Genomic DNA, 23,929 nt, shown 5'->3' with positions numbered 1-23,929 from the left:
GCCAGAAACACAGCGTCACGGCCCCAGGCTTCACAGGCGGGTGACTTCGGCGGCGAGCGTATAGCCGCCGCCCCAGACGGTCTTGATGATCTCGGGCGACTTGGGGTCCGCCTCGATCTTGCGGCGCAGGCGGCTGACTTGATTGTCGATCGCCCGGTCGAAGGCCGCGGCCTCGCGCCCCTGGGTCAGGTCGAGCAGCTGGTCGCGGGTCAGCACCTGGCGCGGGCGGCTGACGAGCGCGAGCAGCAAATTGTATTCGCCGGTCGAGAGCATCACCGACACCCCCTCGCGGTCGACCAGCGAGCGCTCGCCCGATTTCAGCACCCAGCCCGCAAAGGCATAGGAGCCGCTGTCGGGGGCATGATGGCGCGCGCCGCCCGCCTGGGTCCGGCGCAGCACGACCTTGGCGCGGGTCGCCAGTTCGCGCGGCGAAAAGGGCTTCACGACATAATCGTCCGCGCCCATCTCCAGCCCGACGATCCGATCGGTTTCCTCGGCGCGGGCGGTCAGCAGGATGACCGGCACCTCGCTGGTCGCGGCGATATGGCGGCACAGGCTCAGGCCGTCCTCGCCGGGCATCATGATGTCCAGGATGACGAGGTCGATCGCATAGGCGGCCAGCCGCGTGCGCGCCGAGGCGGCATCGCCCGCCTGGGTGACGCGAAAACCCTGTTTGGTCAGATAGACGGCCAGCGGCTCGCGGATCGAACGCTCGTCATCGACGAGCAGCAAATGCGGCGTTTCGGACATGGGTTCGGGGTCTAGCATGGCGGGCACGGGCCGCAAAAGGGACGGGGCACGAAGGAAACTTGGGAGAGAATGGCCCGTCCCTTCCGCTTTGCGGCTCAGTCGGCGTCGGTCTGGGACGGCTGCGGGGCGGAGGGATTCATCCCGCCGCCATGACGCCCGCCCCAGCGCGGTGCGGCGGCGCGTTCGGCGGCATTGACCTTGCCGTCATGATTGGCGTCGAGACGGTCGAACATCGCGGCGGCGCGGGCGCGGAAGGCGTCGGCGGTGATCGGCTGGGGCGCGGTGCGGCCGGGGCGGTCGCCACCGGGGCGGCGCGCGGCGTGTTCGGCGCGGCGCTGGTCGCGATAGGCGCGCATCTCTTCGGGCGTGACGGTACCGTCGTGATTGGCGTCCATCGCGGCGAAGCGCTGGTCGGCGGCGGCCAGCGCAGCGGTGCGGGTGATGTTGCCGCCGGCGTCGGGCTGCACGCCCATCAGGCCGCCGCGCATACCTCCGCTGGGCGGCGGCGGGGCATCGCTTTGCGCCTGGACGGCGGTCGCGGTGAGCAGCGTCGCGCCCAGCAGCAGGGCGGGGGAAAGGCCGAACAGGGTCTTTCGCATGGATTGGGCATCCTCTTGGCGGCGAGGGGCAAGTCCCTGCCGAACGATGTCCCTTTTGCATCCCGGCTGTCCCCCGATCATGTCGGGTTCGCTCCGCTTTTGTCGCAAATTGTGCGCGTCAGCCCAGGAAACGATCGTCGAACATGCCGTAGAGGATGGTCGAGGCGTAGAGCGCGATGGCGTGGGGACGCTCCATCGTTCCGGCCCATTTGCGCATGTCGAAGGCGGCGTTCTGGATCGCCATCAGCGCCTGCGCGGCGATCAGAGCGTCCACCGCGCGGATCGATCCTTCGCCGACGCCGTCCATGATGGTGCCCGCATAGCGCCGCGCGATCCGGTTGGAGCGGTCGACCATCTGCGCGCGCACCTCGCCCGACAGGCTGGACAGCGCGCTGGTGCGGAGCAGCGGTCCGCGCTCGGCGAACTGGATGTCGAGCAGGGTCGCGATCGCACTCGACAGCCGGTGCCAGTGGCTGCCCCCGGCGGCGTCGGCCAGTTGCTGCGCGGCGGTGATCGTGTCGAAGCTGCGGCGATAACAGGCGGCGACCAGATCGTCCTTGGCGTCGAGATGGTGGTAGAAGCTGCCCTTGGTGACGTTCAGTTCGGAGGCGATGCGCTGCACGCTGGCGCCGCGATAGCCGAGCTGGTTGATGAGCCGCGTCGCCGCCAGCAGGAACGCCTCGCGCCCCGGCTCGCCGTCCCGCGCACCTGGCGCATCCATGTCGAGCATGGTGGGGTTCCAGGCCGATCCCGGGGCGGCGATGCCATGGGTCAGCACGTCGAGCAGCCGTTCCTCGACCCGGCCATATTGGTCGGGTTCGTAACGGTCGAGCCACATGGGCAGCCAGAAGGTATTCTCCAGCAGCACATGCGCGCGCGCACCGTACAGGTCGGTATGCGCGCGGCTGGGGGCGGGGCCCCACAGGCTGCGGGTGGCACGGAAGACCTTCTGCCATCCGGCCATCAACTGGCCGCGTAGCGGTTCCTCCATGGCGCGCAGGTCGGACAGCACGGCGAAGGGGGTCTCCTCACCGCGCTCAATCCGCGCCAGCCGCGCCATGTTGATCGACAGATAACGGGCGACGCGGGCCTGCGGCGTCGGTTCCTCGGCGGCCTCGGCCAGCATCTCCAGCAGCCGCTCCAGCGTATGCTCGAACGCGGCCGCCGCCAGGTCTTCCTTGCGACGGAAATAATAGGTGACGCTGGTGGTGTTCAGCCCGACCCGCCGTGCGACATCGGCAAAGGTCATGCCCTTGGCCGATTGTTCGTTGATCACCTGTGCCGCCGCCGCCAGGATGGCGTCCCGCTTTTGCAGATAGCGGTCGGTATTGCGCGCTTCACCGACGGACGTCGCCGCCATGCCTTCCATCCCCTCCGTGTACCTCGGTCGCAGCGCGAGCGATCACCGGTGTTTAGAAGCGAAAGTCTTAACCGTCACTGTCATTTCATCGCCTTCCCGGTGGAAGTCGGCGAAATTGGCGGACGCTCTCCAAAAAGCGGTATGCCCGATCAGGTTTCTGGACGGGGGGCGCTGCGCAACCGGATCAGTCCCTCCTGTGCGACGCTGGCGACCAGACGGCCATCGGCGGCGAAGATACGGCCTCGGTTGAACCCGCGGGCGTGGCCCGCCCAAGGGCTGTCGGTCGTGTAGAGCAGCCATTCGTCGGCCCGGAACGGCTCGTGCAGCCAGAGCGCATGGTCGAGGCTGGCGGTCTGCATGTCATGGATCAGCCAGTTGATCCCATGCGGTAGCGTGGAGGTGCCGAGCAGCGCAAAGTCGCTGGCATAGGCAAGGATCGCCCGATGCAGCGCGGGATCGTCACCGATGGGCGCGACCAGCCGGAACCAGATCGCCTGGGCGGGCTCGCGCGGTTCGGGGGCGAGCAACTGGCGGGGATCGACCGTCCGCAATTCGATGGGACGCGGCCGTTCCAGAAAGGCGCGGATGGGGGCGGGCACCTGTTCGCCCAGACTGTCCAGCAATTCGCGTTCGGAGGGCAGGGTATCGGGCGCGGGGACGTCGGGCATCGCATCCTGATGGTGCATTCCGTCCTCGGGCGTCTGGAACGAACAGGCGAGGTTCAGGATCGGCTTGCCCTTCTGCATCGCGATCACGCGGCGCGTCGCGAAGCTGCGCCCCTCGAAATCCCGCTCCACCCGATAGGTGATCGGGAAGCGCTCATCGCCCGGCCGCATGAAATAGGCGTGGAGCGAGTGCGCCACCTTGGGGGCCTCGGTCGATCGCTGCGCCGCCTGCAACGCCTGGGCGATCACCTGTCCGCCGAAGACGCGGCCCTCGCCACCGGGCCGTCGTGCGCCGCGATACAGGTCGGTGTCGATTTCCTCGACGTCCAACAGCGCGACCAGGCCCTGGGCCAGTTGTTCGGGAAAGAAACGGGGGCGGGGGTTGCGATCCATGCCGGGAGTGATGCTGTACGTTGACGTAAACGTCAACAATTGCCTGTCCTGTAGCCTTACCGGAAAAGGCTTTTATGCCGTAGGGGTGCTCGCTACACATAGCCTCGACGATCTGGCTGGGAGAAGGCGATGGACGGTTTGAACGAAGACGGCACGTCGGAGCGTGCCGAGCTGCACTTTCTGGCGGCGCTGACCGAGGAGCTGATGCGTCACCTGATGGAGGCCGGAGTGCTCAGCCGTACCCAGCTTCAGTCGATCGAAAATGCGGTGGCCGAGCGGACCGGCGGTATCCCCCGCGCCTGGTAAGGCGGCGTCTTTCCCGACATGACATAAACGTCATGCCAACGCGGCGTTAGCGGCTTTCCTGCATCCGGAAAGCCGCTAACGTGGCTGTCATGAGTGACGCGCAAGACCAGCTGGCCGACAAGGCCTTTCCCGCCGGTGATTCGATCCTGGGAACGCCATTGGGCATGGGCCCGCGCGATGCGGTGCGGATCGCGATGCGCCGCGACCGGCTGCTGGCCGGGCTTACCCTGACGGCGGGGGCGGGGTTCATCCTCGCCTTGCCCTTCGCGCTGCGCGAGGGGGCGGAATTCTTTCTGCCACTGACGACGGCGCTGGTCATCGCGATCGCGCTGGTCCCGATCCTGGAATGGCTGGAGCGGCGACGCGTGCCCTCGGCGCTGGCCGCGCTGATGTGCGTCCTCCTGTTCCTGATCGTCGCCAATATCGCCTTGGCGGCAATCATCGTGCCCGCGACCGACTTCTTCCGTCTGCTGCCCAGCCGGATCGGGCGCATCCAGGACAATCTGGCGCCGCTGCTCGATCTCTATTCCAGCCTCGAGCGCTATGTGAACAAGGCGCTGCGGCAGGTCGCCTCCACCCCGATCCGTCAGCCGCAGACCGCGGCCGTCTCGCCCCCCAGCTCGATCCTGGAACTGGCGGCGACCTCGGCGCCGGGGCTGATCGTCCAGTTCCTGTTCGGCGTCCTCGTCGTCTTCTTCGTGCTGTCGGGCTGGACCCGGATGCGGCGCGAGACGATTCGCGGGCGGACCAGTTTCGACGGCGCGATGGCGACCGCACGGGTGATTCAGGAGGTCGTGGACGACGTCTCGGCCTATCTGGGCACCATCACCATCATCAACCTCGCGCTGGGCGGCGCTGTGGCGGGCGCGCTGTCGCTGTTCGGCATGCCCTATCCGCTGATGTGGGGCGGTATCGTCGCGCTGCTCAACTATATCCCCTATTTTGGGCCGGTGATCGGCGCGATGCTGCTGGCGGTCGGCGGTCTTATGACGTTCGGCGACATCTGGGTCGCGCTGGCCCCGCCCGCGATCATGTACGGGATGCACCTGATCGAGGCGAACCTGATCACCCCGCTGATCGTCGGGCATCGCCTGACCATCAGCCCGGTGCTGATCCTGGTCTCCTTGAGCTTCTGGGGATGGGTCTGGGGCACCACGGGTGCGCTGCTGGCCGTGCCGTTGCTCATCATCCTACAAACCGTCCTGAAGGCGGCCGGAAAGCCCGACATCGCAGGCTTCCTGTTCGAGCATGGAACCCTCACCCATCTCGACCGCGACACCGACCCCGAGGACGTTCCGCAAGAAAAATGAAATGATGCGTTGACAGGTCCGGAACGCTCGCCTAGTTGGCGCGCCTCGACGCTTTCAGCGGGTGTAGCTCAGTTGGTTAGAGCGCCGGCCTGTCACGCCGGAGGTCGCGGGTTCGAGCCCCGTCACTCGCGCCATCCTCTTCGGAGAATGGCTGAAAATATCGAAATCCCCACAGGGGGCCGATGCCGGTTTCGGTTGGCATCACATGGCTTTCAAGCGGGTGTAGCTCAGTTGGTTAGAGCGCCGGCCTGTCACGCCGGAGGTCGCGGGTTCGAGCCCCGTCACTCGCGCCATCCTTCGGGATGGCGCTTTTGTTTTCAGCACAGACATTGTCGGTTCGGGCGTGCCTTGGCTTTGATCCGGCTGCCGATCGCGTGCCGAAAATGCCCCGCTCCAAAAATCCCCGCATCCGTTCAGCCTGAGCGAAGTCGAAGGCCACGCTTCAACATGCGTGACCGGCTTCTGCGGGGCTGCCAGCCTTATTGGCGAGCATGGGGCGTGCACTTCGACTTCGCTCAGTGCGAACGGGGGGTGGGAGTGTGCGGAAGCCTGAACCGGGATATGGCTGAACCCCGTTCAGCCCGAGCGCAGTCGAAGGCCCGGGGAAGTCCTATCGCCGCCCGCCCTCCATCCAGCGCAGCAGGGGCTTCATCGGCGTGATCCACACGATCCCCGCCACGACATAGAAAACCAGCTGCAGTACCCAATGCCATTGCCCGACCACGCCGGACAGGCTGGCGACCAGCATCGCCCAGACGATAATGATCGCGACGATCAGCAGCATACCGGCGGGTTTGCGCCAACTGGGGGTCATGGGACGATCCATTCCGATTCGGTAGCGATGGCGTGGAGCGGCACGTCCCAGCTGTCGGGAACCAGTTCCTCGACCTCCTGGACGCTCCAGGCGATGCCGACGCGCCAGGCATCGGGGTTGGCCGCAAAAGCGCGGTCATAATGCCCTGCGCCCTGTCCCAGCCGATTTCCGCGCCGGTCGAAGCCGACAAGGGGCGTCAGGATGATGTTCGGGCGGCATTCGGGGGCGTCGGGGGCAGGCTGATGCAGTCCGAAGGCGCCGACATTCAGGTCCTCGCCGTCCGCCCATGTGAGGAACCGGATCGGGCTGGCGCGGTCGGTGACATGGGGCAGGGCGATCGTCGCTCCGGCATGCAGCGCCGCCTCGACCCAAAGCGCCGGGTCCGCTTCCGCCCCCAGGGGGCGATAGGCTGCGATGATTTGATGGGGGAGCAGGCGGTCCAGAAAGGGCCGCGCCACCGGCAGAAGGCCGGGGCCGTGCGCGTCGCGCACCGCCCGCATCCGGGCGCGTAGGGCGCGCTTGTCGATCATGATGCGCGACGATGATCGGGGGAAGGGCGGGTGGCGGGACCGCCATGGCCGTTTGCCGTAATATCCACTGACGCCCAATACGTCAGGTGGGGACCATGTACGTCGGACCAGGGTCCGGGCAGGGACAGCCCCCTTGGATGAAGAATAGCCTCAGGGATTATCGTGGCTCGTACCGGGCAGAGCCCGCCGCCGACCCATGTAGGCGAGGGCTCTGCTTTACTCAAGGGCGGCTTTCCTCGTCGAGCGCATCGGCCAGTCCTTCCAACCGTTCGGCGATGCGGGCGAGCGCGGCCTCGCTGACCGCCGCGCCGGCGGGCGGACGCCGCTCGGCCTCTTCCAGCGCATCGGCCAGCATCAGCGAGACGAACAGCAGCGCCCGTTCGCCATTATGGCCGCCCGAGGCGCGCAGCGCCGCCGACCAGCGCTGGTCGAGCATCTGGCCCAGCATGCGGACCCGCGCTTCGCCGCCGTCCTGGCAATAGACGGTGTGGGGGCGGTCGCCGACCTGGATCGTCACTTCGGCCATCAGGCGACGCTCCCCCGGGTGATGACATCGTCGAGCGCGGTCACCGCCTCGGCCATGCGCGCCTTCAGCGCGGCGTGACGGCGGGCAAGCGCGTCTTCCTTGGCGGCGCGGTTTCGGATCGCCCCTTCGATGCGGGCGATGGCGCGGTCGATCCGCTCGACGGAGGAAAGGACGTCGTCGGCAATAGGTTCGGGCATGAAAGCGGCTTAGCAGGCTGGTCTCATGCGGCAACCCGGAATTGGACGATAGGGGGCGCTCGGGCGGTTGACAGACACTCGCGCGGCTCCGAAAGGCGTGGCGCGAACGGTGGAATCGTCGAAACGATCTCCATCCAACCGGGGGCGGTGCCGTCCATGGCACGGCCCGTAGAAGACAGGAGCTTGCTGGCATGACGGTCAAGGTTGCAATCAACGGTTTCGGCCGCATCGGTCGCCTGGTGGCGCGCGCGATCCTCGAGCGTGGCGGCGACGCGCTGGAACTCGTCGCGATCAACGATCTCGCCGACGCCAAGTCCAACGCCTGGCTGTTCAGCCGCGACAGCATCCATGGCCGCTATCCGGGCGAAGTGTCGGCCGAGGGCAACGACATCGTGATCGACGGCAAGCGCATCCGCGTCACCGCCGAGCGCGATCCGGCGAACCTGCCGCACAAGGAACTGGGCGTCGACCTGGTCCTGGAGTGCACCGGCTTCTTCACCGACAAGGCATCGTGCGAGAAGCATATCGCGGCGGGCGCCAAGAAGGTGCTGATCTCGGCGCCGGGCAAGAATGTCGACCTGACCGTCGTGTACGGCGTCAACCACGACAAGCTGACCGCCGACCACACCATCGTGTCGAACGCCTCGTGCACCACCAACTGCCTGGCGCCCGTCGCCAAGGTGCTGAACGACGCGATCGGCATCGAGCGTGGCCTGATGACCACGGTCCACGCCTATACCAACGACCAGAAGATCCTCGACCAGATCCACCCCGACCTGCGTCGTGCGCGCGCCGCCGCCATGTCGATGATCCCGACCACCACGGGTGCCGCCCGCGCGGTGGGCGAGGTTCTGCCCGAGCTGAAGGGCAAGCTGGACGGCTCGGCCATCCGCGTGCCGACCCCGGACGTCAGCCTGGTCGACCTGACCTTCACGCCCGCACGCGACACGACCAAGGAAGAGGTCAACGCGATCCTGAAGGCCGCGTCGGAGAGCGAGGCGCTGAAGGGCGTGCTGGTCTATACCGACGAGCCGCTCGTCTCGATCGACCTGATGCACTCGCCGCAGTCCTCGACCGTCGACAGCCTGGAGACGGCGGTGATCGACGGCAAGCTGGTGCGCGTCGTGTCCTGGTACGACAATGAATGGGGCTTCTCGAACCGCATGGTCGACACCGCGACCGCGATGTCGAAGTTCCTCTGATGAGCGACGGGCGGGCGATGACCGGGCGTCTGGCCGGCATCGCCCGCCATGCCGTGCCGAAGGGGCCGATGGAGGTGATCGACACCGCCATCGTGACCCTGGAAGGCGGCGTGGAAGGCGATGTGCGCGGGCGGATCAAGCCCGGCGGTCGTGGGCGTCGGCAGGTCACGCTGATCGAGCGGGCCGACTGGGACGCGGCGCTGGCCGAGATCGGCCGTGACATCCCCTGGCAGGAACGCCGTGCGAACCTGCTGGTCGAGGATTTCGACCTTCCCCAAATTCCGGGCACCCGGCTGCGTATCGGGACTGTCCTTCTCCAAATCACCATGGAATGCGATCCATGCCACCGCATGGACGCGATCGCCGACGGATTGCAGGCGGCCCTGACCCCCGACTGGCGCGGCGGCGTATGCACGCGCGTGATCGAGGGCGGCACGATCCGTATCGGCGATAACATCAGGATCGAGGAATCATGACCAAGGCCTTCAAGACGCTCGACGATATGGGCGATGTCCAGGGCAAGCGCGTGCTGGTCCGCGAGGATCTGAACGTGCCGATGGCCGATGGCCGCGTCACCGACGACACCCGCCTGCGCGCCACGATCGCGACCGTGACCGAACTGGCCGACAAGGGCGCGATCGTCCTGATCCTTGCCCATTTCGGCCGCCCCAAGGGGCAGCGTAACCCCGAATTCTCGCTGGCGATGCTGACCCAGCCGTATAGCGATGTGCTGGGCCGTCCGGTGCGTTTCATCGACGACGTGGCAGGTGAGGCGGCGGAGGCCGCCGTCGCGACGCTGAACCCCGGCGATATCGCGATCCTGGAAAACACCCGCTTCCATGCGGGCGAGGAAAAGAACGATCCGGAACTGGCGGCACAGATCGCCAAGCTGGGCGACCTGTACGTCAACGACGCCTTCTCGGCCGCGCACCGCGCGCACGTCTCGACCGAGGGGCTGGCACGCCAGCTTCCGGCCTTTGCGGGTCGCGCGATGGAGGCCGAACTCGACGCGCTGGAAAAGGCACTCGGCAATCCGGAGCATCCGGTCGCGGCCGTCGTCGGCGGCGCCAAGGTCTCGACCAAGCTCGCCGTGCTCAAGCATCTGGTCGGCAAGGTCGATCACCTCATCATCGGCGGCGGCATGGCCAACACTTTCCTCGCCGCGCGTGGGGTCGATGTGGGCAAGTCGCTGTGCGAGCATGACCTGACCGGCACCGCCGAGGAAATCCTCGACGCCGCCGACAAGGCGGGCTGCACGGTCCACCTGCCGTACGACGTCGTGGTCGCCAAGGAGTTCAAGCCAAACCCCGAGACGCGCACCGTCAACGTCCACGAAGTCGCCGGTGACGAGATGATCCTCGACCTCGGTCCCAATGCCGTCGAGGCGCTGGGCGATGTGCTGAAGAACTGTCGTACGCTGGTCTGGAACGGCCCGCTCGGTGCGTTCGAGACGCCGCCCTTCGACATGGCGACCGTCGCGCTCGCCAAGACGGCGGCGGCGCTGACCCAGGACGGCAGCCTCGTCTCCGTCGCCGGCGGCGGCGATACGGTCGCCGCGCTTAACCAGGCGGGCGTGGGCACGCAGTTCACCTTCGTCTCGACCGCTGGCGGCGCGTTCCTGGAATGGATGGAAGGGCAGGACCTGCCCGGCGTCGCCGCGCTGACCGCCTGACGGTCGGTCCATTCGGCGTGACAATCACCCCGTCGCCTTCCGGGCGGCGGGGTTTTTTCATGGGCGTCGAAATTGGTCAGACAGCCGCTTGATCCGCCGCGCCGGACTTGCTAGGTTAAACGCGTTAAACGAAGGAAGTGGCAATGCTCGGCGTCCGCCTCGATACCGAATTGGAAGAGCGGCTGGCGGCTGTCGCGCGCACCCAGGGGCGCAGCAAGAGCGACATCGCCCGCGAGGCCGTACGCCGCTATGTCGACCTGCATGACGAGGCGTATCGCCGCGAGGCGCGCCGTCAGTCGACCCGCGCGTCGAAGCGCGACACGCCCGAGGATTTTGCCTTTTGGAACAGGCTGGCCAAGGAGGATGCGGCGTGACGATTTCGCACGCCGCCATCGTGCTTGCGACGACGGGCGAGGGTGAAGACCACCGCCCGTTCCTGGTCGTCCAGTCGGACCTTTATAACGAGACGCACAACACCATCACCGTCTGCCCGATGACCTCGGTCGTCGGTGGCGAGGCGCTGTTCCGTGTCGCCTTTTCCCCGCGCGAGCATACCGGCCTGACCGTCGAGTGCGAAGTGCAGGTGGACAAGATCCTGTCCATCCCCCGCAACCATATCGTCAAAGTCATCGGCCATGCTTCCCCCACCCGGATGGAGCAGGTCGATCAGGCGCTGCGCCGCTGGCTGATGCTCTGACCCCTTTATAGCCCGACACCAATCTGGAGAGACATGATGACCCCGACCGTGAAGGCCATTCTCGACAAATATGAAGGCACGCCCGCCGCGGTGAAGGCGAACCTGGCCCGCATCCTGATGCAGGGCAAGCTGGGCGGCACCGGAAAGCTGATCATCCTGCCCGTCGACCAGGGGTTCGAGCACGGCCCGGCGCGCAGCTTCGCCGTCAACCCGCCCGCCTATGATCCGCATTACCATTTCCAGCTGGCGATCGACGCCGGGCTGTCGGCCTATGCCGCGCCGCTGGGCATGCTGGAGGCCGGGGCCGACACCTTCGCGGGCCAGATCCCGACCATCCTGAAGATCAACAGTTCGAACAGCTGGGGCACCTCGATCACGCAGGCGGTGACGGGCAGCGTGCAGGACGCAGTGCGGCTGGGCTGCGCGGCGATCGGCTTTACCATCTATCCGGGCTCGGACGGCATTTTCGACGCGATGGACCAGATTGCGATCCTGTCGGCCGAAGCGCGCGAGGCGGGTCTCGCCACCGTCATCTGGAGCTATCCGCGCGGCGGCAAGCTGACCAAGGACGGTGAGCTGGCGCTCGACGTCGGCGCCTATGCCGCGCACATGGCCGCGCTGCTCGGTGCCCACATCATCAAGGTGAAGCTGCCCAGCGACCATATCGAACAGGCCGAAGCTAAGAAGGTCTATGAGGGCACCGATTGGTCGAACCAGGCCGACCGGGTGCGCCATGTGGTGCAGTCCAGCTTCGCGGGCCGCCGTATCGTCGTCTTCTCGGGCGGCGCGGCCAAGGGGGCCGATGCCGTCTATCAGGACGCGCGCGACATTCGTGACGGTGGCGGCAACGGCTCGATCATCGGCCGCAACACCTTCCAGCGTCCGCGCGACGAGGCGCTGGCGATGCTCGACAAGCTGATCGCGATCTACAAGAACGAAGAATAAGTTCTTGCTAGGGTTGGGCGTTCCGGTTGGGGAACCGGGACGCCCATTCCTTATCCGCTCGCCATAGGTGACGGAGGCCGCGTCAGGCGCTAGGGGAGGGGCCATGACGCTTGATGACGATCCCCTCGGCCCGCTCGATCCCAATTTCGCGGCAGCCTTTACCCGCGACGTGCGGCGCCCGCCCTGCCAGCTTTACCTGATCTCGCCGCTCGACGTGACCGGCGGTTTCGCCGACCGTCTCGCGCGTGCGCTCGATGCCGGGCCGGTCGCGGCCTTCCAGTTCCGCGTCAAGGACATGGATCAGCACACCGCCGCCAAACTGGCCGAGCCGCTTCAGCGTATCTGCGCCGACCGCGAGGTCGCCTTCATCGTCAATGACAGCATCAGCCTGGCCAAGCGGCTGGGTGCGGACGGTGTGCATCTAGGGCAGGAAGACGGCGACGCCCGCGAGGCGCGCGATGTGCTCGGCCCCACGGTGCAGATCGGCGTGACCTGCCACGACAGCCGTCACCTGGCGATGGAAGCGGGCGAGGCGGGCGCGGACTATGTCGCGTTCGGTGCATTCTACCCCACCACTACCAAGGAAACCAAGCATCGGCCCGAGCCGGTCGTCCTGTCCTGGTGGTCGGCCCTGTTCGAGCTGCCCTGCGTCGCGATCGGCGGGATCACGCCGGCCAACGCCGCGCCGCTGGTCAAGGCGGGGGCGGACTTTCTGGCGGTGTCAGGCGCGGTATGGAACGGCGACGAAGCGGCGGCGATCAAGGCCTTTGCCGAGCTGCTGGGCTGATCCTTTCCCCGGTCTATCCGTTCCGCTTAGGAAACAAGCGCGGGGCGCCGCGTTTAACCTGTGATCGATCCACGGGTTAAGGAGCGAGCGTGAAGAGACTGGCAATCGCCCTTGTCGGTGGCGTGGCCATGGCGCTGGTGGCGGTCGGCACCCATCCGGCATCGGACGGGCTGCACGGCAATCTGTCACGACAGGCCGCCGTCAGCGCGCCATCGGTGCCGACGCGATGAGGCGTGGCGGGGGCAGGGGGCCGCTGTCGCGTTTCGGTTGGGTGATGCTGGGCCTGATCGTGGTTGCGGTCGGCGGTTTCCTGTCGATGTTGTCCTTCGGGTCCGGCGAAGTCGTCGTGCCGGATGTCGCGGCACCGGCCAAGCAGGCGGCGGCGGGCAGCTCGGCATCGCTGGCCATGCCGATCACCGATTATCCGGTCTCCTCGCTGCGTCACGACTGGGGCGATCCGCGCGAGGGTGGTCAGCGCAAGCATCAGGGACTCGACCTGATGGCGCCGGGCGGAACGCCGGTCGTCGCCGCCCTGTCCGGCACGGTCGAAAAGCTCTTCGACAGCGATCGCGGCGGCCATACCGTTTATATCCGCTCGCCCGATCGCCGCTGGATGCTCTATTACGCGCATCTGAAGGGCTATGCGCCGGGACTGGCCGAAGGGCAGCAGGTCCGTCAGGGCCAGCTTGTTGGTTATGTCGGCGACAGCGGCAATGCGGGGGCGGGCAATACCCACCTGCATTTCGCGGTCAGCTGGATGCGCGCCGGGGATCGCTGGTATCAGGGCGAGCCGGTCGACCCCTATCCGCTGCTTGCCGGAAAGACCGCTTCGCGTTAAAGCGGCCGACACAGGATGCCGGGTCGCGTTTGTCGCACCGGTGTCCTTCGCTCTTTCCAGCAGGTTGAAGACCCATGAAGATCAGCGGCGTGGACATTCGTCCCGGCAACATCATCGAGTATGAAGGCGGCATCTGGCGCGCCGTGAAGATTCAGCACACCCAGCCCGGCAAGGGCGGTGCGTATATGCAGGTCGAGATGAAGAACCTCATCGATGGCCGCAAGACGAACGTCCGCTTCCGCTCCGCCGAGACGGTCGAGCGCGTCCGCCTGGATACCAAGGACTTCCAGTTCCTGTTCGCCGAGGGTGACGACCTGACCTTCATGGACAAGGAAAGCTATGAGCAGATCACGCTGCCGCGCGACCTGCTGGGCGATGCCGCCGCTTTCCTGCAGGACGGCATGGACGTCGTGATGGAACTGCACGAGGAAAAGCCGATCTCGGTCCAGCTTCCCGACCAGATCGAAGCCACCATCGTCGAGGCCGACGCCGTGGTGAAGGGGCAGACCGCCTCGTCCTCGTACAAGCCCGCCATCCTCGACAATGGCGTCCGCGTGATGGTGCCGCCGCACATCGCGTCGGGCACGCGCATCGTCGTCGACGTGTACGAACAGACCTACGTCCGCCGCGCGGACTAATCACGATCGGCGGATGACCGGCGCGACCTGAGCGAGACCCCGTCATCCGCCGTCCCGGCCCGTCGTTCGCGGCGGGCCTTTTCAATTGGAGCGCCCTGGGCAAGCAGCGGCGCGATCGAAAGGACGATCATGGCCTCGCACTCCGGGCTTCTCACCATCATGGAACGCGCCGCGCGCAAGGCCGCCCCGCGTCTCCGCCGCGACTTCAACGAGGTCCAGCACCTCCAGGTCAGCCGCAAGGGTCCCGCCGACTTCGTGTCGATGGCCGACAAGCGCGCCGAGGAAACTGTCTTCGAGGAACTGAAGAAGGCACGTCCCGACTGGAACTTCCTCATGGAGGAGGGCGGCGAGATCAAGGGCGATCCGTCCAAGCCGCGCTTCATCATCGATCCGCTCGACGGCACCTCGAACTTCCTGCACGGCATCCCGCACTTCGCCATCTCGATCGCGGTCGAGGAGCCGCTGGCGAACGGCAAGCGCGAGGTCACGACCGGCCTGATCTATCAGCCGCTGACCGATGAGAGCTTCTGGGCCGAAAAGGGTCGGGGCGCGTGGTTGCAGGACGGCCGCCTGCGCGTCTCGTCGCGTCGCGATCTGTCGGAGGCGCTCATCGCCACCGGCATCCCGTTCCTGGGTCATGGCGATTTTGTCCAGTGGAGCCGCATTTTCGGTGCGATCGCCCCGCAGGTCGCCGGCATCCGCCGCTTCGGCTCGGCCGCGCTCGACCTCGCCTGGGTCGCGGCGGGCCGTTACGACGGTTTCTGGGAGTCGGGCCTGAAGCCCTGGGACGCGGCGGCGGGTATGCTGCTGGTGCGAGAAGCGGGCGGTTTCGTCAGCGACTTCCGTGGCAGCGACAAGTCGCTCGAGCGCGGCGAGTATCTGGCGGCCAATGAGGGCCTGCATTCCAAGCTGCACAAGCTGCTGGCCAACGCGCTGCGTTAAGAATTTGGTGGGATTTGAGCACAATGGGACCTGCCCCTTGTGCTCAAGCCATTGGATTACCATGTAAAAATCCGAGGATGGCAGCGGGTGACGGCGTTCACTTGCGATTCATTCTCATGCCTTCGCTGGCTTGCTCCGGCCGACCCATCGGCCTAAAGCCATCGCATCCAGTTCCGCATCTGCGAGAGAAAAACTTGGTCGATCTGTCGCAATATCTGCCGATCCTCCTGTTCCTGGGCGTTGCCCTGGTTCTGTCGACGGCTTTCGTGTTTCTGCCGATGCTCGTGGCGCGCCTGACCGGTGCCCATAAGCCCAACGAGCAGAAGCTGTCCGAATATGAGTGCGGCTTCCCCGCGTTCGAAGACCCGCGCAGCCAGTTCGACGTGCGTTTCTACCTCGTCGCCATCCTGTTCATCATCTTCGATCTGGAAGCGGCGTTTCTGTATCCCTGGGCGGTCAGCGTCTTCAGCCTCGGCTGGACTGCCTGGTTTTCGATGATGATCTTCATCGGCGAGCTCGCGCTGGGTCTCGTCTATGCGTGGAAGAAGGGAGCGTTGGATTGGGAGTAAATCTTCACTCCGGTCCGGTTGAGTTCAAGCCGCAGGCCCATGGCGGACTCGCCCATGATGGCCAGGCCGTCATTCAGCCCGATCAGGGCTTTTTCGACGGGCTCAACGGCGAACTGACCGACAAGGGCTTCCTCGTCACCTCGACCGAGGAGCTGTTCCAATGGGCGCGCACCGGCTCGCTCTGGTGGATGACCTTCGGTCTGGCATGCTGCGCGGTGGAGATGATCCACGTGAACATGCCGCGTTACGATCTGGAGCGCTTCGGAGCCGCGCCGCGCGCGTCGCCGCGCCAGTCGGACGTGATGATCGTCGCGGGCACGCTGTGCAACAAGATGGCCCCGGCGCTGCGTCGTGTGTACGACCAGATGTCGAACCCGAAATACGTCATTTCGATGGGCAGCTGCGCCAATGGCGGCGGCTACTATCATTACAGCTATTCGGTGGTGCGCGGCTGTGACCGGATCGTGCCCGTGGACATCTATGTCCCCGGCTGTCCGCCGACCGCCGAAGCGCTGCTGTACGGCGTGATGCAGCTGCAGCGGAAGATTCGCCGCGCCGGGAGCATCGAACGGTGAGGGCGCCTGCTCCCCGTTATGCCGCCAATGACGGCGTGATCGATGCGGCACGCGCCGCACTCGGCCCCTGGCTGATCGACGCGCGCGAGCACGTCGGCGAGGTCGCTCTGGTCGTCGATCGTGCGAACCTGGTCCCGGCGATGATCGCGTTGCGCGATACCAAGGGGCTGGAATATCAGCAGCTGATGGAGATTGCGGGCGTCGACTATCCCGAGCGCGATGAGCGTTTCGAGGTGGTCTATTGCCTGCTCTCGCTGACCCGCAACCACCGCCTGCACGTCCATGTCTCGACCGACGAGGACAAGCCGGTGCCGTCGGTGACGGGGCTGTGGCCGGTCGCGGGCTGGCTGGAGCGTGAGGTCTATGACCTGTACGGCGTGCTGTTCTCGGGCAATAGCGACCTGCGTCGCATCCTGACCGACTATGGCTTTCGCGGCCACCCGCTGCGCAAGGACTTCCCGCTGACCGGCTATACCGAGCTGCGCTATTCAGAAGAGGAAAAGCGTGTCGTCTATGAGCCGGTGAAGCTGGCGCAGGACTTCCGCAACTTCGACTTCCAGAGCCCGTGGGAAGGTGCCGAATATGTCCTTCCGGGCGACGAGAAGGGCTCGCAGCCGCAGGGCAAGGGCGCGCAGACTCCTGCCAGTGCGGACGCGGTGAAGAAGGCCGATGCCGCGCCGGACAAGACCGTCGCCGCCAACGCGCCCGAGACGAAGACCACCGAAAGCCCCAAGCAGACGGGCGCGGGCGAACCGCATCCGGGCAACAAGGCCGAAGGTAAGCCCCAGGACCCGGACGTCGTGCCGGGCAAGGGCGGAGGACAGAATCAGTGAGCGACTACGTCGACGAACTGCTCCACAAGACGGACGCCGTTGACCCGACCACGGGCGACGTGTCGATCCAGAACTATACGATCAACTTCGGCCCGCAGCATCCGGCGGCGCACGGGGTGCTTCGCCTCGTCATGGAGCTGGACGGCGAGATCGTCGAGCGCGTCGATCCGCACGTCGGCCTGCTGCATCGCGGCACCGAGAAGCTGATCGAATACAAGACCTATTCGCAGGCGCTGCCGTACTTCGACCGGCTCGACTATTGCTCGCCGATGTGCATGGAGCATAGCTTCGTGCTGGCGGTCGAGAAGCTGCTCGACCTCGAAGTGCCGCTGCGCGCCCAGTATCTGCGGACCTTCTTCGCCGAGCTGACGCGTATCTCGAACCACATGCTCAACATCGGCAGCCACGTCATGGACGTCGGCGCGATGACGCCGAACCTGTGGCTGTTCGAGATCCGCGAAGACTGCATGAACTTCTATGAGCGGGCCTCGGGCGCGCGCATGCACGCGAATTACTTCCGCGTCGGCGGCGTCCATCAGGACGTCCCGCTCAAGCTGCTGACCGATATCGCCGACTGGCTCGACACCCGTCTGCCGCGCCTGTTCGAGGACGCGATCAGCCTGGTGGCGAACAACCGCATCTTCAAGCAGCGCAATGTCGACATCGCGGTGGTGAACCGCGAGGACGCGATCAAGTGGGGCTTCTCCGGCCCGATGATCCGTGGTTCGGGCATTCCGTGGGACCTGCGCAAGTCGCAGCCCTATGACGCCTATGACAAGGTGGACTTCGACGTGCCGGTGGGCACGAGCGGCGACTGCTATGACCGGTTCATGGTGCGCGTCGAGGAAGTGCGCCAGTCGGCCCGCATCATGAAGCAGTGCCTGGCACAGATGCCCGAAGGTCCGGTGATGGCGACCGATCGCAAGGTCACGCCGCCCAAGCGCGGTGAGATGAAGCGCTCGATGGAAGCGCTGATCCACCACTTCAAGCTCTATACCGAAGGGTATCACGTCCCCGCCGGGGAGGTGTATGTCGCGACCGAAAGCCCCAAGGGCGAATTCGGCGTGTATCTCGTCTCCGACGGATCGAACAAACCCTACCGCTGCAAGATTCGCCCGACCGCGTTCAGCCATCTCCAGGCCATGGAATTCATGTCCAAGGGGCACATGCTGGCGGATACGACTGCGATCCTGGGCGCGATGGACATCGTTTTTGGTGAATGTGACCGCTAATGGCTGACGCTCCCAACATCCCCGACGAGGCCGAAGTCCGCGCCCGCTGGGGCAATTTTGCCTGGACCGACGAGAACCAGAAGAAGGCGAACGAGATCGTCGCGCGCTATCCCAAGGGTCGCGAACAGTCCTGCTCGATCCCGTTCCTCGATCTCGCCCAGCGCCAGGTCGGCGCGGAGACGCAGACGCAAGGCTGGCTGCCCGTGCCGGTGATCGAGTTCGTCGCGCGCCAGCTGGGTGTCGCGTACATGCGCATCTATGAGGTCGCGACCTTCTACACGATGTTCAACCTCGCGCCGGTCGGCCGCTATCACGTTCAGGTGTGCGGCACGACGCCGTGCATGCTGCGCGGGTCGGACGACGTGCTGGCGGCGTGCAAGAACAAGGGCCTGATCAAGGGCAAGACCACGCCCGACGGCATGTTCACGCTGACCGAGGTCGAGTGCATGGGCAATTGCGCTTCGGCACCGATGGTCCAGATCAACGACGACAATTACGAGGATCTGGATTACGACCGTACGGTCACGATCCTGGAAGCGCTGGCGCGGGGCGAGAGCCCCAAGACCGGCACGCAGGAGCCGGGTCGCCACACGGTCGAGCCGATCGGCGGTCCGACCACGCTGACCGCCATGGTCGGCGACAATCACGACTATCGCGGGGAGTGGGGCGCATAATGCTCGCTGACAAGGACCGCATTTTTACCAATCTCTACGGCTATCAGCCGTGGAACGTCGACGCGGCGATGAAGCGCGGCGATTGGGACAATACCAAGGCGCTGCTCGAGCTGGGCCAGGACAAGATCATCGACGTCATCAAGGCGTCGGGTCTGCGCGGGCGCGGCGGTGCGGGTTTCCCGACCGGCATGAAGTGGAGCTTCATGCCCAAGGAACCGCGTCCCGACCGGCCGAGCTTCCTGGTCATCAACGCCGACGAATCCGAGCCGGGTTCGTGCAAGGACCGCGAGATCATCCGCCACGATCCGCACAAGCTGATCGAGGGCGCGCTGGTCGCGGGCTTCGCGATGCGCGCGCGGGCCGCCTATATCTATATTCGCGGCGAATATATCCGTGAGGCGGAGACGCTGTTCGCGGCGGTGGCCGAGGCTTATAATCGGGGCTTCCTGGGCAAGAATGCCTGTGGCTCGGGCTACGACTTCGACGTGTTCGTCCATCGCGGCGCCGGCGCGTACATCTGCGGCGAAGAAACCGCGATGATCGAGAGCCTGGAGGGCAAGAAGGGGCAGCCGCGTCTGAAGCCGCCTTTCCCGGCGGGCGCGGGCCTCTATGGCTGCCCGACGACGGTCAACAACGTGGAATCGATCGCGGTCGCACCGACGATCCTGCGTCGCGGGGCCGAGTGGTTCTCCTCCTTCGGGCGCGAGAACAACAAGGGCACTAAGCTTTTCCAGATTTCCGGCCATGTCGATCGCCCCTGCGTGGTCGAGGAAAGCATGTCGATCAGCTTCCGTGAGCTGATCGAGAAGCATTGCGGCGGTATCCGTGGCGGCTGGGACAATCTGCTCGCGGTGATCCCGGGCGGTTCGTCGGTGCCGTTGGTGCCTGCCGCCGAGATCATGGACGCGCCGATGGATTTCGACGGCCTGAAAGCGGTCGGGTCGGGTCTCGGCACGGCGGCCGTGATCGTCATGGACAAGTCGACCGACATCGTCCGCGCGATCAGCCGTCTGTCCTATTTCTACAAGCATGAGAGCTGCGGCCAGTGCACGCCGTGCCGTGAAGGCACCGGCTGGATGTGGCGCGTGATGGAGCGGATGCGCACCGGCGATGCCGATGTGGCCGAGATCGACACGCTGTTCCAGGTGACGAAGCAGGTCGAGGGCCACACCATCTGCGCGCTCGGCGACGCGGCGGCCTGGCCGATCCAGGGCCTGATCCGCCACTTCCGCCCGGAGATGGAACGCCGCATTCGCGAACGCAAAGGCGAGACGGGCGGCAACGCCCCGATGATGGAAGCTGCCGAATAATGCCTAAGGTCAAAGTCGACGGCGTCGAGATCGAGGTGCCGCAGGGCGCCACCGTGCTGCAGGCCTGCGAGCTTGCGGGCAAGGAAATCCCGCGCTTCTGCTATCATGAGCGGCTGTCCATCGCGGGCAATTGCCGCATGTGCCTGGTCGAGGTGAAGCCTGGGCCCCCCAAGCCGCAGGCGAGCTGCGCGCTTCCGGCGGCGGACAATCAGGAAATCTTCACCACCACCCCGATGGTGAAGGCCGCGCGCGAAGGCGTGATGGAATTCCTGCTGATCAACCACCCGCTGGACTGCCCGATCTGCGATCAGGGCGGCGAGTGCGACCTGCAGGACCAGTCCATGACCTATGGCAAAGGCCATAGCCGCTATGACGAAAACAAGCGGGCCGTCACCGAGAAGTACATGGGTCCGATCGTCAAGACGGTCATGACCCGCTGCATCCAGTGCACCCGCTGCGTCCGCTTCGCCGAAGAGGTTGCGGGCGTAGAAGAAATCGGCGCGATCTATCGCGGCGAGAACATGCAGATCACCTCGTACCTCGAACAGGCCGTGTCGAGCGAGCTGTCGGGCAATGTCGTCGACCTGTGCCCGGTGGGCGCGCTGACGTCCAAGCCCTATGCGTTCGAGGCGCGTCCCTGGGAGCTGAAGAAGACGCTCGCCATCGACGTGATGGATGCGGTCGGCACCAATATCCGCCTCGACAGCCGGGGTCGTCAGGTGCTGCGCTGCGTGCCGCGCATCAACGACGAGGTGAACGAGGAGTGGGCGAGCGACAAGACGCGTCACGCGATCGACGGCCTGGTCCGTCGTCGTCTCGACCGTCCGTTCATCCGCCGCGACGGCAAGCTGGTGCCCGCCACCTGGGACGAGGCCTTCGCCGCGATCCGTGACGTGAACGCCGGTTCGAGCGTCGCCGCCATCGCCGGTGATCTGGTCGATTGCGAGACGATGTTCGCCGCGAAGGCGCTGCTGGCCAAGATGGGTTCGAGCCTGCTCGAAGGTCGTCAGACCGGCATGGATTACGACACGTCCAGCCTGGCTGCGGTCAACTTCAACACGACCATCGCGGGCGTCGAGAAGGCTGATGCGATCCTGCTGATCGGCACCAACCTGCGCTGGGAAGCGCCGCTGGTGAACACCCGTATCCGTAAGGCGATCAAGAAGGGTGCCAAGGTCTTCGCGATCGGCCCCGAAACCGATCTGACCTACAAGGTCGAGTGGCTGGGTGCCGATCTGTCGGCGCTGGGCAACCTGCCCGAGGCCGTCACCGACCTGTTCGGCAAGGCCGCGCGTCCGATGGTGATCGTCGGTGGTGCGGCGCTGAAGGGCGCGCATGGTGCGAGCCTTAAGCTGGTCGACCAGTTCAATCTGGTGCGGACGCTGGAAGATGGTGCGGCCTGGAACGGCTATAATGTCGTTCACATGGCGGCGGCTCGCATGGGCGGCCTGATGCTCGGTTATGCGCAGAAGGGCGGCATCGCGGACGTGGTTTCGGCCGCGCCGAAGCTCGCCTTCTTCCTGGGCGCTGACGAGGTCGACTTCGCCAAGTTCGGCAGCAGCTTCAAGGTGTTCGTCGGTCATCACGGCGACAAGGGTGCGCATCACGCCGATGTCATCCTGCCGGGCGCGACCTTTGCCGAGAAGTCGGGCACCTGGGTCAATCTGGAAGGCCGGGTGCAGCGCGGCGACCGCGCGGTGTTCGCACCGGGCGATGCGCGCGACGACTGGACGATCTTCCGTGCGCTGTCCGAAGTGCTGGGCCAAACCCTGCCGTTCGACACGCTGGAAGAGCTGCGCGCCGCCATGGCCGCAGAGGTTCCGGCGCTGGGCCAGGTCGGCCTCGTTACCTTCGACTGGACCGCGCCGTCGCTGAACGCGACTGCGTCCGGCACGCTGGAGGGTTACCCGATCAAGGACTTCTACCTCACCAACGCGATCTGCCGCGCCAGCCCGACGATGCAGCGCTGCTCGGCCGAACTGGTCCATGGTGAGACCTATGCGGAGGCAGCGGAGTGACCGCGTTTTTCAACACGACGCTCGGCCTTCCTTATGGCTGGGCCTGGACGATCGCGACGCTGGTCGGGATTCTGGCCATCGCGCTGCCGCTGATGCTGGCCGTGGCGATGGTCATCTATGTCGACCGCAAGATCTGGGCGGCGATGGCGCTGCGCCGGGGTCCGAACGTGGTCGGCCCCTTCGGTCTGCTCCAGTCCTTCGCCGACGGTCTGAAGGTGTTCCTCCAGGAAACCATCGTTCCCTCGGCCGCCAATCGCGGGCTGTTCCTGCTGGCGCCGATCATCACCTTCACGGTCGCGCTGATCGTCTGGGCAGTGGTGCCGTTCCAGCCGGGCGTGGTCGTCGCCAACATCAATGTCGGCCTGCTGTACGTTCTCGCGGCCTCGTCGCTCGGCGTGTACGGCGTGATCCTGTCGGGCTGGGCGTCGAACTCGAAATATCCCTTCTACTCGGCGCTTCGTGCCGCCGCGCAGATGGTGTCCTATGAAGTCGCGATCGGCTTCATCCTGATTTCGGTCGTGATGTGGTCGGGCAGCTTCAACCTGACCGACATCGTCGAGGCGCAGAAGAGCGTTTTGGGGATTCCGGTCAACGGCTTCTTCCTCAACCCGCTGCTCTTCCCGATGGCGGTGATGTTCTTCATCTCGGCACTGGCCGAGACGCAGCGCGCGCCGTTCGATCTGACCGAAGCGGAGTCGGAGCTCGTCGCGGGTTACCAGACCGAATACAGCTCGATGTCGTTCGCGCTGTTCTGGCTGGGCGAGTACGCCAACGTCATCCTGATGTGCGCGCTCAACGCGATCCTGTTCTGGGGTGGCTATCTGCCGCCGTTCGACTGGGCGCCGCTCTATGTCGTGCCGGGTATCGTCTGGCTGCTGCTGAAGATGTGCTTCTTCTTCTTCGTGTTTTCCTGGGTGAAGGCGACCGTACCGCGTTATCGGTACGACCAGCTGATGCGGCTGGGCTGGAAGGTGTTCCTGCCGGTGTCGCTGTTCTGGGTATTCTTGGTGTCTGGCGTGCTGATGTATGCGCGCGTGGGAGTTCCGGCATGAGCGTCGCTCAGTACGTCAAGGCTTTTACGCTGTGGGAGTTCGTGAAGGGCCATGCGCTGACCCTTCGCTACTTCTTCAAGCCGAAGGCGACGATCAACTATCCGTTCGAGAAGAACCCCATCTCTCCGCGCTTCCGGGGCGAGCACGCGCTGCGTCGCTATCCCAATGGCGAGGAGCGGTGCATCGCGTGCAAGCTGTGCGAGGCGATCTGCCCCGCCCAGGCGATCACGATCGAGGCGGAACCCCGCGACGACGGCAGCCGCCGCACGACGCGCTACGACATCGACATGACCAAGTGCATCTATTGCGGGCTGTGCCAGGAGGCTTGCCCCGTGGATGCCATCGTCGAGGGTCCGAACTTCGAATTTTCGACCGAGACCCGCGAAGAGCTGATCTACGACAAGTCGAAGTTGCTCGATAACGGTGACCGCTGGGAAAGCGCGATCGCGGCGAACCTTGCCGCCGATGCGCCGTACCGTTAAAGCCCGCGACCAA

At 65.6% G+C, this 23,929-nt stretch carries 30 protein-coding genes and 2 tRNA genes; 24 read left to right on the top strand and 8 right to left on the bottom strand.

Annotated features, from left to right (window positions below; translation table 11 throughout):
• Positions 1-30 precede the first annotated feature (30 nt).
• The 4 genes from ACWKSV_RS06920 to ACWKSV_RS06905 form a co-directional block, all read right to left on the bottom strand.
• Entirely contained in the window at positions 31-750 is a 720-nt protein-coding gene (locus ACWKSV_RS06920) for a response regulator (protein WP_056438153.1), read from the bottom strand.
• Positions 751-845: 95 nt separating this feature from the next.
• A complete protein-coding gene (locus ACWKSV_RS06915) occupies positions 846-1,349 on the bottom strand; it encodes an EF-hand domain-containing protein (RefSeq protein WP_083706669.1) in 504 nt (167 codons plus the stop codon).
• A 118-nt stretch (positions 1,350-1,467) separates the two neighbouring features.
• Positions 1,468-2,709, bottom strand: a complete 1,242-nt coding sequence (locus tag ACWKSV_RS06910) for a TetR/AcrR family transcriptional regulator (RefSeq protein WP_076718241.1) — start codon at positions 2,707-2,709, stop codon at positions 1,468-1,470.
• 149 nt (positions 2,710-2,858) lie between these two features.
• Positions 2,859-3,767: an acyl-CoA thioesterase gene (locus ACWKSV_RS06905; protein WP_076716700.1), complete on the bottom strand. Its 909-nt coding sequence runs from the start codon at positions 3,765-3,767 to the stop codon at positions 2,859-2,861.
• A 129-nt stretch (positions 3,768-3,896) separates the two neighbouring features.
• Here ACWKSV_RS06905 and ACWKSV_RS06900 point away from each other — a divergent pair, with 129 nt between their 5' ends.
• From ACWKSV_RS06900 to ACWKSV_RS06885, 4 genes are all read left to right on the top strand, one after another.
• Entirely contained in the window at positions 3,897-4,073 is a 177-nt protein-coding gene (locus tag ACWKSV_RS06900; RefSeq protein ID WP_167334663.1) for a hypothetical protein, read from the top strand.
• Between the two features lie 164 nt (positions 4,074-4,237).
• Complete coding sequence (locus ACWKSV_RS06895) at positions 4,238-5,383, top strand: AI-2E family transporter (protein ID WP_236697135.1); 1,146 nt, start codon at positions 4,238-4,240, stop codon at positions 5,381-5,383.
• 57 nt (positions 5,384-5,440) lie between these two features.
• Positions 5,441-5,517, top strand: a tRNA-Asp gene (locus tag ACWKSV_RS06890).
• Between the two features lie 82 nt (positions 5,518-5,599).
• Positions 5,600-5,676 (top strand) — tRNA-Asp (locus ACWKSV_RS06885).
• Positions 5,677-5,993: 317 nt separating this feature from the next.
• On the opposite strand, the gene ACWKSV_RS06880 is transcribed toward ACWKSV_RS06885, so the two are convergent.
• The 4 genes from ACWKSV_RS06880 to ACWKSV_RS06865 form a co-directional block, all read right to left on the bottom strand.
• Positions 5,994-6,197, bottom strand: a complete 204-nt coding sequence (locus tag ACWKSV_RS06880; protein WP_076716699.1) for a DUF2842 domain-containing protein — start codon at positions 6,195-6,197, stop codon at positions 5,994-5,996.
• Positions 6,194-6,727, bottom strand: coding sequence for a 5-formyltetrahydrofolate cyclo-ligase (locus tag ACWKSV_RS06875; RefSeq protein WP_076716697.1), 534 nt, complete (start codon positions 6,725-6,727; stop codon positions 6,194-6,196). Before ACWKSV_RS06875 ends, ACWKSV_RS06880 begins: the two co-directional genes overlap by 4 nt.
• Before the next feature lie 220 nt (positions 6,728-6,947).
• Entirely contained in the window at positions 6,948-7,253 is a 306-nt protein-coding gene (locus ACWKSV_RS06870) for a cell division protein ZapA (RefSeq protein WP_056438138.1), read from the bottom strand.
• A complete protein-coding gene (locus tag ACWKSV_RS06865; RefSeq protein ID WP_056438135.1) occupies positions 7,253-7,450 on the bottom strand; it encodes a hypothetical protein in 198 nt (65 codons plus the stop codon). Before ACWKSV_RS06865 ends, ACWKSV_RS06870 begins: the two co-directional genes overlap by 1 nt.
• A 191-nt stretch (positions 7,451-7,641) precedes the next feature.
• Between ACWKSV_RS06865 and gap the strand changes: the two genes are divergently transcribed.
• The 20 genes from gap to nuoI all read left to right on the top strand — a co-directional run bounded on the left by gap (position 7,642) and on the right by nuoI (position 23,916).
• Positions 7,642-8,652: a type I glyceraldehyde-3-phosphate dehydrogenase gene (gene gap / locus ACWKSV_RS06860; protein ID WP_076716696.1), complete on the top strand. Its 1,011-nt coding sequence runs from the start codon at positions 7,642-7,644 to the stop codon at positions 8,650-8,652.
• Positions 8,652-9,128: an MOSC domain-containing protein gene (locus tag ACWKSV_RS06855; RefSeq protein ID WP_237243382.1), complete on the top strand. Its 477-nt coding sequence runs from the start codon at positions 8,652-8,654 to the stop codon at positions 9,126-9,128. The genes gap and ACWKSV_RS06855 overlap by 1 nt, the downstream gene beginning before the upstream one ends.
• Positions 9,125-10,324, top strand: coding sequence for a phosphoglycerate kinase (locus ACWKSV_RS06850; RefSeq protein WP_056438128.1), 1,200 nt, complete (start codon positions 9,125-9,127; stop codon positions 10,322-10,324). The genes ACWKSV_RS06855 and ACWKSV_RS06850 overlap by 4 nt, the downstream gene beginning before the upstream one ends.
• A 143-nt stretch (positions 10,325-10,467) precedes the next feature.
• On the top strand, positions 10,468-10,698 hold the full coding sequence (gene relB, locus ACWKSV_RS06845) for a type II toxin-antitoxin system RelB family antitoxin (RefSeq protein WP_056438126.1): 231 nt from the start codon (positions 10,468-10,470) through the stop codon (positions 10,696-10,698).
• Positions 10,695-11,021, top strand: coding sequence for a type II toxin-antitoxin system PemK/MazF family toxin (locus ACWKSV_RS06840; RefSeq protein ID WP_082442317.1), 327 nt, complete (start codon positions 10,695-10,697; stop codon positions 11,019-11,021). Before relB ends, ACWKSV_RS06840 begins: the two co-directional genes overlap by 4 nt.
• A 36-nt stretch (positions 11,022-11,057) precedes the next feature.
• Entirely contained in the window at positions 11,058-11,966 is a 909-nt protein-coding gene (locus ACWKSV_RS06835) for a class I fructose-bisphosphate aldolase (protein WP_056438469.1), read from the top strand.
• Positions 11,967-12,069: 103 nt separating this feature from the next.
• Positions 12,070-12,753, top strand: a complete 684-nt coding sequence (gene thiE, locus ACWKSV_RS06830; RefSeq protein WP_076716694.1) for a thiamine phosphate synthase — start codon at positions 12,070-12,072, stop codon at positions 12,751-12,753.
• Between the two features lie 89 nt (positions 12,754-12,842).
• On the top strand, positions 12,843-12,983 hold the full coding sequence (locus ACWKSV_RS06825) for a hypothetical protein (RefSeq protein WP_156884299.1): 141 nt from the start codon (positions 12,843-12,845) through the stop codon (positions 12,981-12,983).
• Complete coding sequence (locus tag ACWKSV_RS06820) at positions 12,980-13,591, top strand: M23 family metallopeptidase (RefSeq protein ID WP_076716693.1); 612 nt, start codon at positions 12,980-12,982, stop codon at positions 13,589-13,591. The genes ACWKSV_RS06825 and ACWKSV_RS06820 overlap by 4 nt, the downstream gene beginning before the upstream one ends.
• Before the next feature lie 74 nt (positions 13,592-13,665).
• The gene (gene efp / locus ACWKSV_RS06815; RefSeq protein ID WP_007403968.1) at positions 13,666-14,229 is read left to right on the top strand and encodes an elongation factor P; all 564 of its coding nucleotides are present in this window, start codon (positions 13,666-13,668) and stop codon (positions 14,227-14,229) included.
• A 129-nt stretch (positions 14,230-14,358) separates the two neighbouring features.
• Entirely contained in the window at positions 14,359-15,171 is an 813-nt protein-coding gene (locus tag ACWKSV_RS06810) for an inositol monophosphatase family protein (protein WP_056438117.1), read from the top strand.
• A gap of 194 nt (positions 15,172-15,365) precedes the next feature.
• On the top strand, positions 15,366-15,740 hold the full coding sequence (gene ndhC, locus ACWKSV_RS06805; protein ID WP_056438114.1) for an NADH-quinone oxidoreductase subunit A: 375 nt from the start codon (positions 15,366-15,368) through the stop codon (positions 15,738-15,740).
• Entirely contained in the window at positions 15,731-16,315 is a 585-nt protein-coding gene (locus ACWKSV_RS06800; RefSeq protein ID WP_206378809.1) for a NuoB/complex I 20 kDa subunit family protein, read from the top strand. Before ndhC ends, ACWKSV_RS06800 begins: the two co-directional genes overlap by 10 nt.
• On the top strand, positions 16,312-17,148 hold the full coding sequence (locus tag ACWKSV_RS06795; protein WP_076716691.1) for an NADH-quinone oxidoreductase subunit C: 837 nt from the start codon (positions 16,312-16,314) through the stop codon (positions 17,146-17,148). The genes ACWKSV_RS06800 and ACWKSV_RS06795 overlap by 4 nt, the downstream gene beginning before the upstream one ends.
• The gene (locus ACWKSV_RS06790; protein ID WP_076716689.1) at positions 17,145-18,380 is read left to right on the top strand and encodes an NADH-quinone oxidoreductase subunit D; all 1,236 of its coding nucleotides are present in this window, start codon (positions 17,145-17,147) and stop codon (positions 18,378-18,380) included. The genes ACWKSV_RS06795 and ACWKSV_RS06790 overlap by 4 nt, the downstream gene beginning before the upstream one ends.
• Positions 18,380-19,054, top strand: a complete 675-nt coding sequence (locus tag ACWKSV_RS06785) for a complex I 24 kDa subunit family protein (protein ID WP_076716688.1) — start codon at positions 18,380-18,382, stop codon at positions 19,052-19,054. The genes ACWKSV_RS06790 and ACWKSV_RS06785 overlap by 1 nt, the downstream gene beginning before the upstream one ends.
• A complete protein-coding gene (gene nuoF / locus ACWKSV_RS06780) occupies positions 19,054-20,364 on the top strand; it encodes an NADH-quinone oxidoreductase subunit NuoF (protein ID WP_056438101.1) in 1,311 nt (436 codons plus the stop codon). The genes ACWKSV_RS06785 and nuoF overlap by 1 nt, the downstream gene beginning before the upstream one ends.
• The gene (gene nuoG / locus ACWKSV_RS06775) at positions 20,364-22,382 is read left to right on the top strand and encodes an NADH-quinone oxidoreductase subunit NuoG (protein WP_338468924.1); all 2,019 of its coding nucleotides are present in this window, start codon (positions 20,364-20,366) and stop codon (positions 22,380-22,382) included. Before nuoF ends, nuoG begins: the two co-directional genes overlap by 1 nt.
• Complete coding sequence (gene nuoH / locus ACWKSV_RS06770) at positions 22,379-23,434, top strand: NADH-quinone oxidoreductase subunit NuoH (protein ID WP_056438094.1); 1,056 nt, start codon at positions 22,379-22,381, stop codon at positions 23,432-23,434. The genes nuoG and nuoH overlap by 4 nt, the downstream gene beginning before the upstream one ends.
• The gene (gene nuoI / locus ACWKSV_RS06765; RefSeq protein ID WP_042483186.1) at positions 23,431-23,916 is read left to right on the top strand and encodes an NADH-quinone oxidoreductase subunit NuoI; all 486 of its coding nucleotides are present in this window, start codon (positions 23,431-23,433) and stop codon (positions 23,914-23,916) included. Before nuoH ends, nuoI begins: the two co-directional genes overlap by 4 nt.
• Positions 23,917-23,929: the final 13 nt, after the last annotated feature.

Source organism: Sphingomonas sp. SphC10, from assembly GCF_057004845.1.
Note: the sequence above shows the minus strand (reverse complement) of the source record. Positions and strands in the feature narration are given on the sequence as shown.

Coding starts and splice junctions, on each gene's coding strand:
- ACWKSV_RS06820 (WP_076716693.1), top strand. CDS start 12,980: ATGAGGCGTGGCGGGGGCAGGGGGCCGCTGTCGCGTTTCGGTTGGGTG.
- ACWKSV_RS06785 (WP_076716688.1), top strand. CDS start 18,380: ATGGCTGACGCTCCCAACATCCCCGACGAGGCCGAAGTCCGCGCCCGC.
- ACWKSV_RS06910 (WP_076718241.1), bottom strand. CDS start 2,709: ATGGCGGCGACGTCCGTCGGTGAAGCGCGCAATACCGACCGCTATCTG.
- nuoI (WP_042483186.1), top strand. CDS start 23,431: ATGAGCGTCGCTCAGTACGTCAAGGCTTTTACGCTGTGGGAGTTCGTG.
- relB (WP_056438126.1), top strand. CDS start 10,468: ATGCTCGGCGTCCGCCTCGATACCGAATTGGAAGAGCGGCTGGCGGCT.
- ACWKSV_RS06865 (WP_056438135.1), bottom strand. CDS start 7,450: ATGCCCGAACCTATTGCCGACGACGTCCTTTCCTCCGTCGAGCGGATC.
- ACWKSV_RS06835 (WP_056438469.1), top strand. CDS start 11,058: ATGACCCCGACCGTGAAGGCCATTCTCGACAAATATGAAGGCACGCCC.
- nuoF (WP_056438101.1), top strand. CDS start 19,054: ATGCTCGCTGACAAGGACCGCATTTTTACCAATCTCTACGGCTATCAG.
- gap (WP_076716696.1), top strand. CDS start 7,642: ATGACGGTCAAGGTTGCAATCAACGGTTTCGGCCGCATCGGTCGCCTG.
- ACWKSV_RS06850 (WP_056438128.1), top strand. CDS start 9,125: ATGACCAAGGCCTTCAAGACGCTCGACGATATGGGCGATGTCCAGGGC.
- thiE (WP_076716694.1), top strand. CDS start 12,070: ATGACGCTTGATGACGATCCCCTCGGCCCGCTCGATCCCAATTTCGCG.
- nuoG (WP_338468924.1), top strand. CDS start 20,364: ATGCCTAAGGTCAAAGTCGACGGCGTCGAGATCGAGGTGCCGCAGGGC.
- ACWKSV_RS06875 (WP_076716697.1), bottom strand. CDS start 6,727: ATGATCGACAAGCGCGCCCTACGCGCCCGGATGCGGGCGGTGCGCGAC.
- ACWKSV_RS06810 (WP_056438117.1), top strand. CDS start 14,359: ATGGCCTCGCACTCCGGGCTTCTCACCATCATGGAACGCGCCGCGCGC.
- ACWKSV_RS06855 (WP_237243382.1), top strand. CDS start 8,652: ATGAGCGACGGGCGGGCGATGACCGGGCGTCTGGCCGGCATCGCCCGC.
- ACWKSV_RS06920 (WP_056438153.1), bottom strand. CDS start 750: ATGTCCGAAACGCCGCATTTGCTGCTCGTCGATGACGAGCGTTCGATC.
- ACWKSV_RS06870 (WP_056438138.1), bottom strand. CDS start 7,253: ATGGCCGAAGTGACGATCCAGGTCGGCGACCGCCCCCACACCGTCTAT.
- ACWKSV_RS06880 (WP_076716699.1), bottom strand. CDS start 6,197: ATGACCCCCAGTTGGCGCAAACCCGCCGGTATGCTGCTGATCGTCGCG.
- ACWKSV_RS06900 (WP_167334663.1), top strand. CDS start 3,897: ATGGACGGTTTGAACGAAGACGGCACGTCGGAGCGTGCCGAGCTGCAC.
- ACWKSV_RS06915 (WP_083706669.1), bottom strand. CDS start 1,349: ATGCGAAAGACCCTGTTCGGCCTTTCCCCCGCCCTGCTGCTGGGCGCG.
- ACWKSV_RS06895 (WP_236697135.1), top strand. CDS start 4,238: ATGGGCCCGCGCGATGCGGTGCGGATCGCGATGCGCCGCGACCGGCTG.
- ACWKSV_RS06905 (WP_076716700.1), bottom strand. CDS start 3,767: ATGGATCGCAACCCCCGCCCCCGTTTCTTTCCCGAACAACTGGCCCAG.
- efp (WP_007403968.1), top strand. CDS start 13,666: ATGAAGATCAGCGGCGTGGACATTCGTCCCGGCAACATCATCGAGTAT.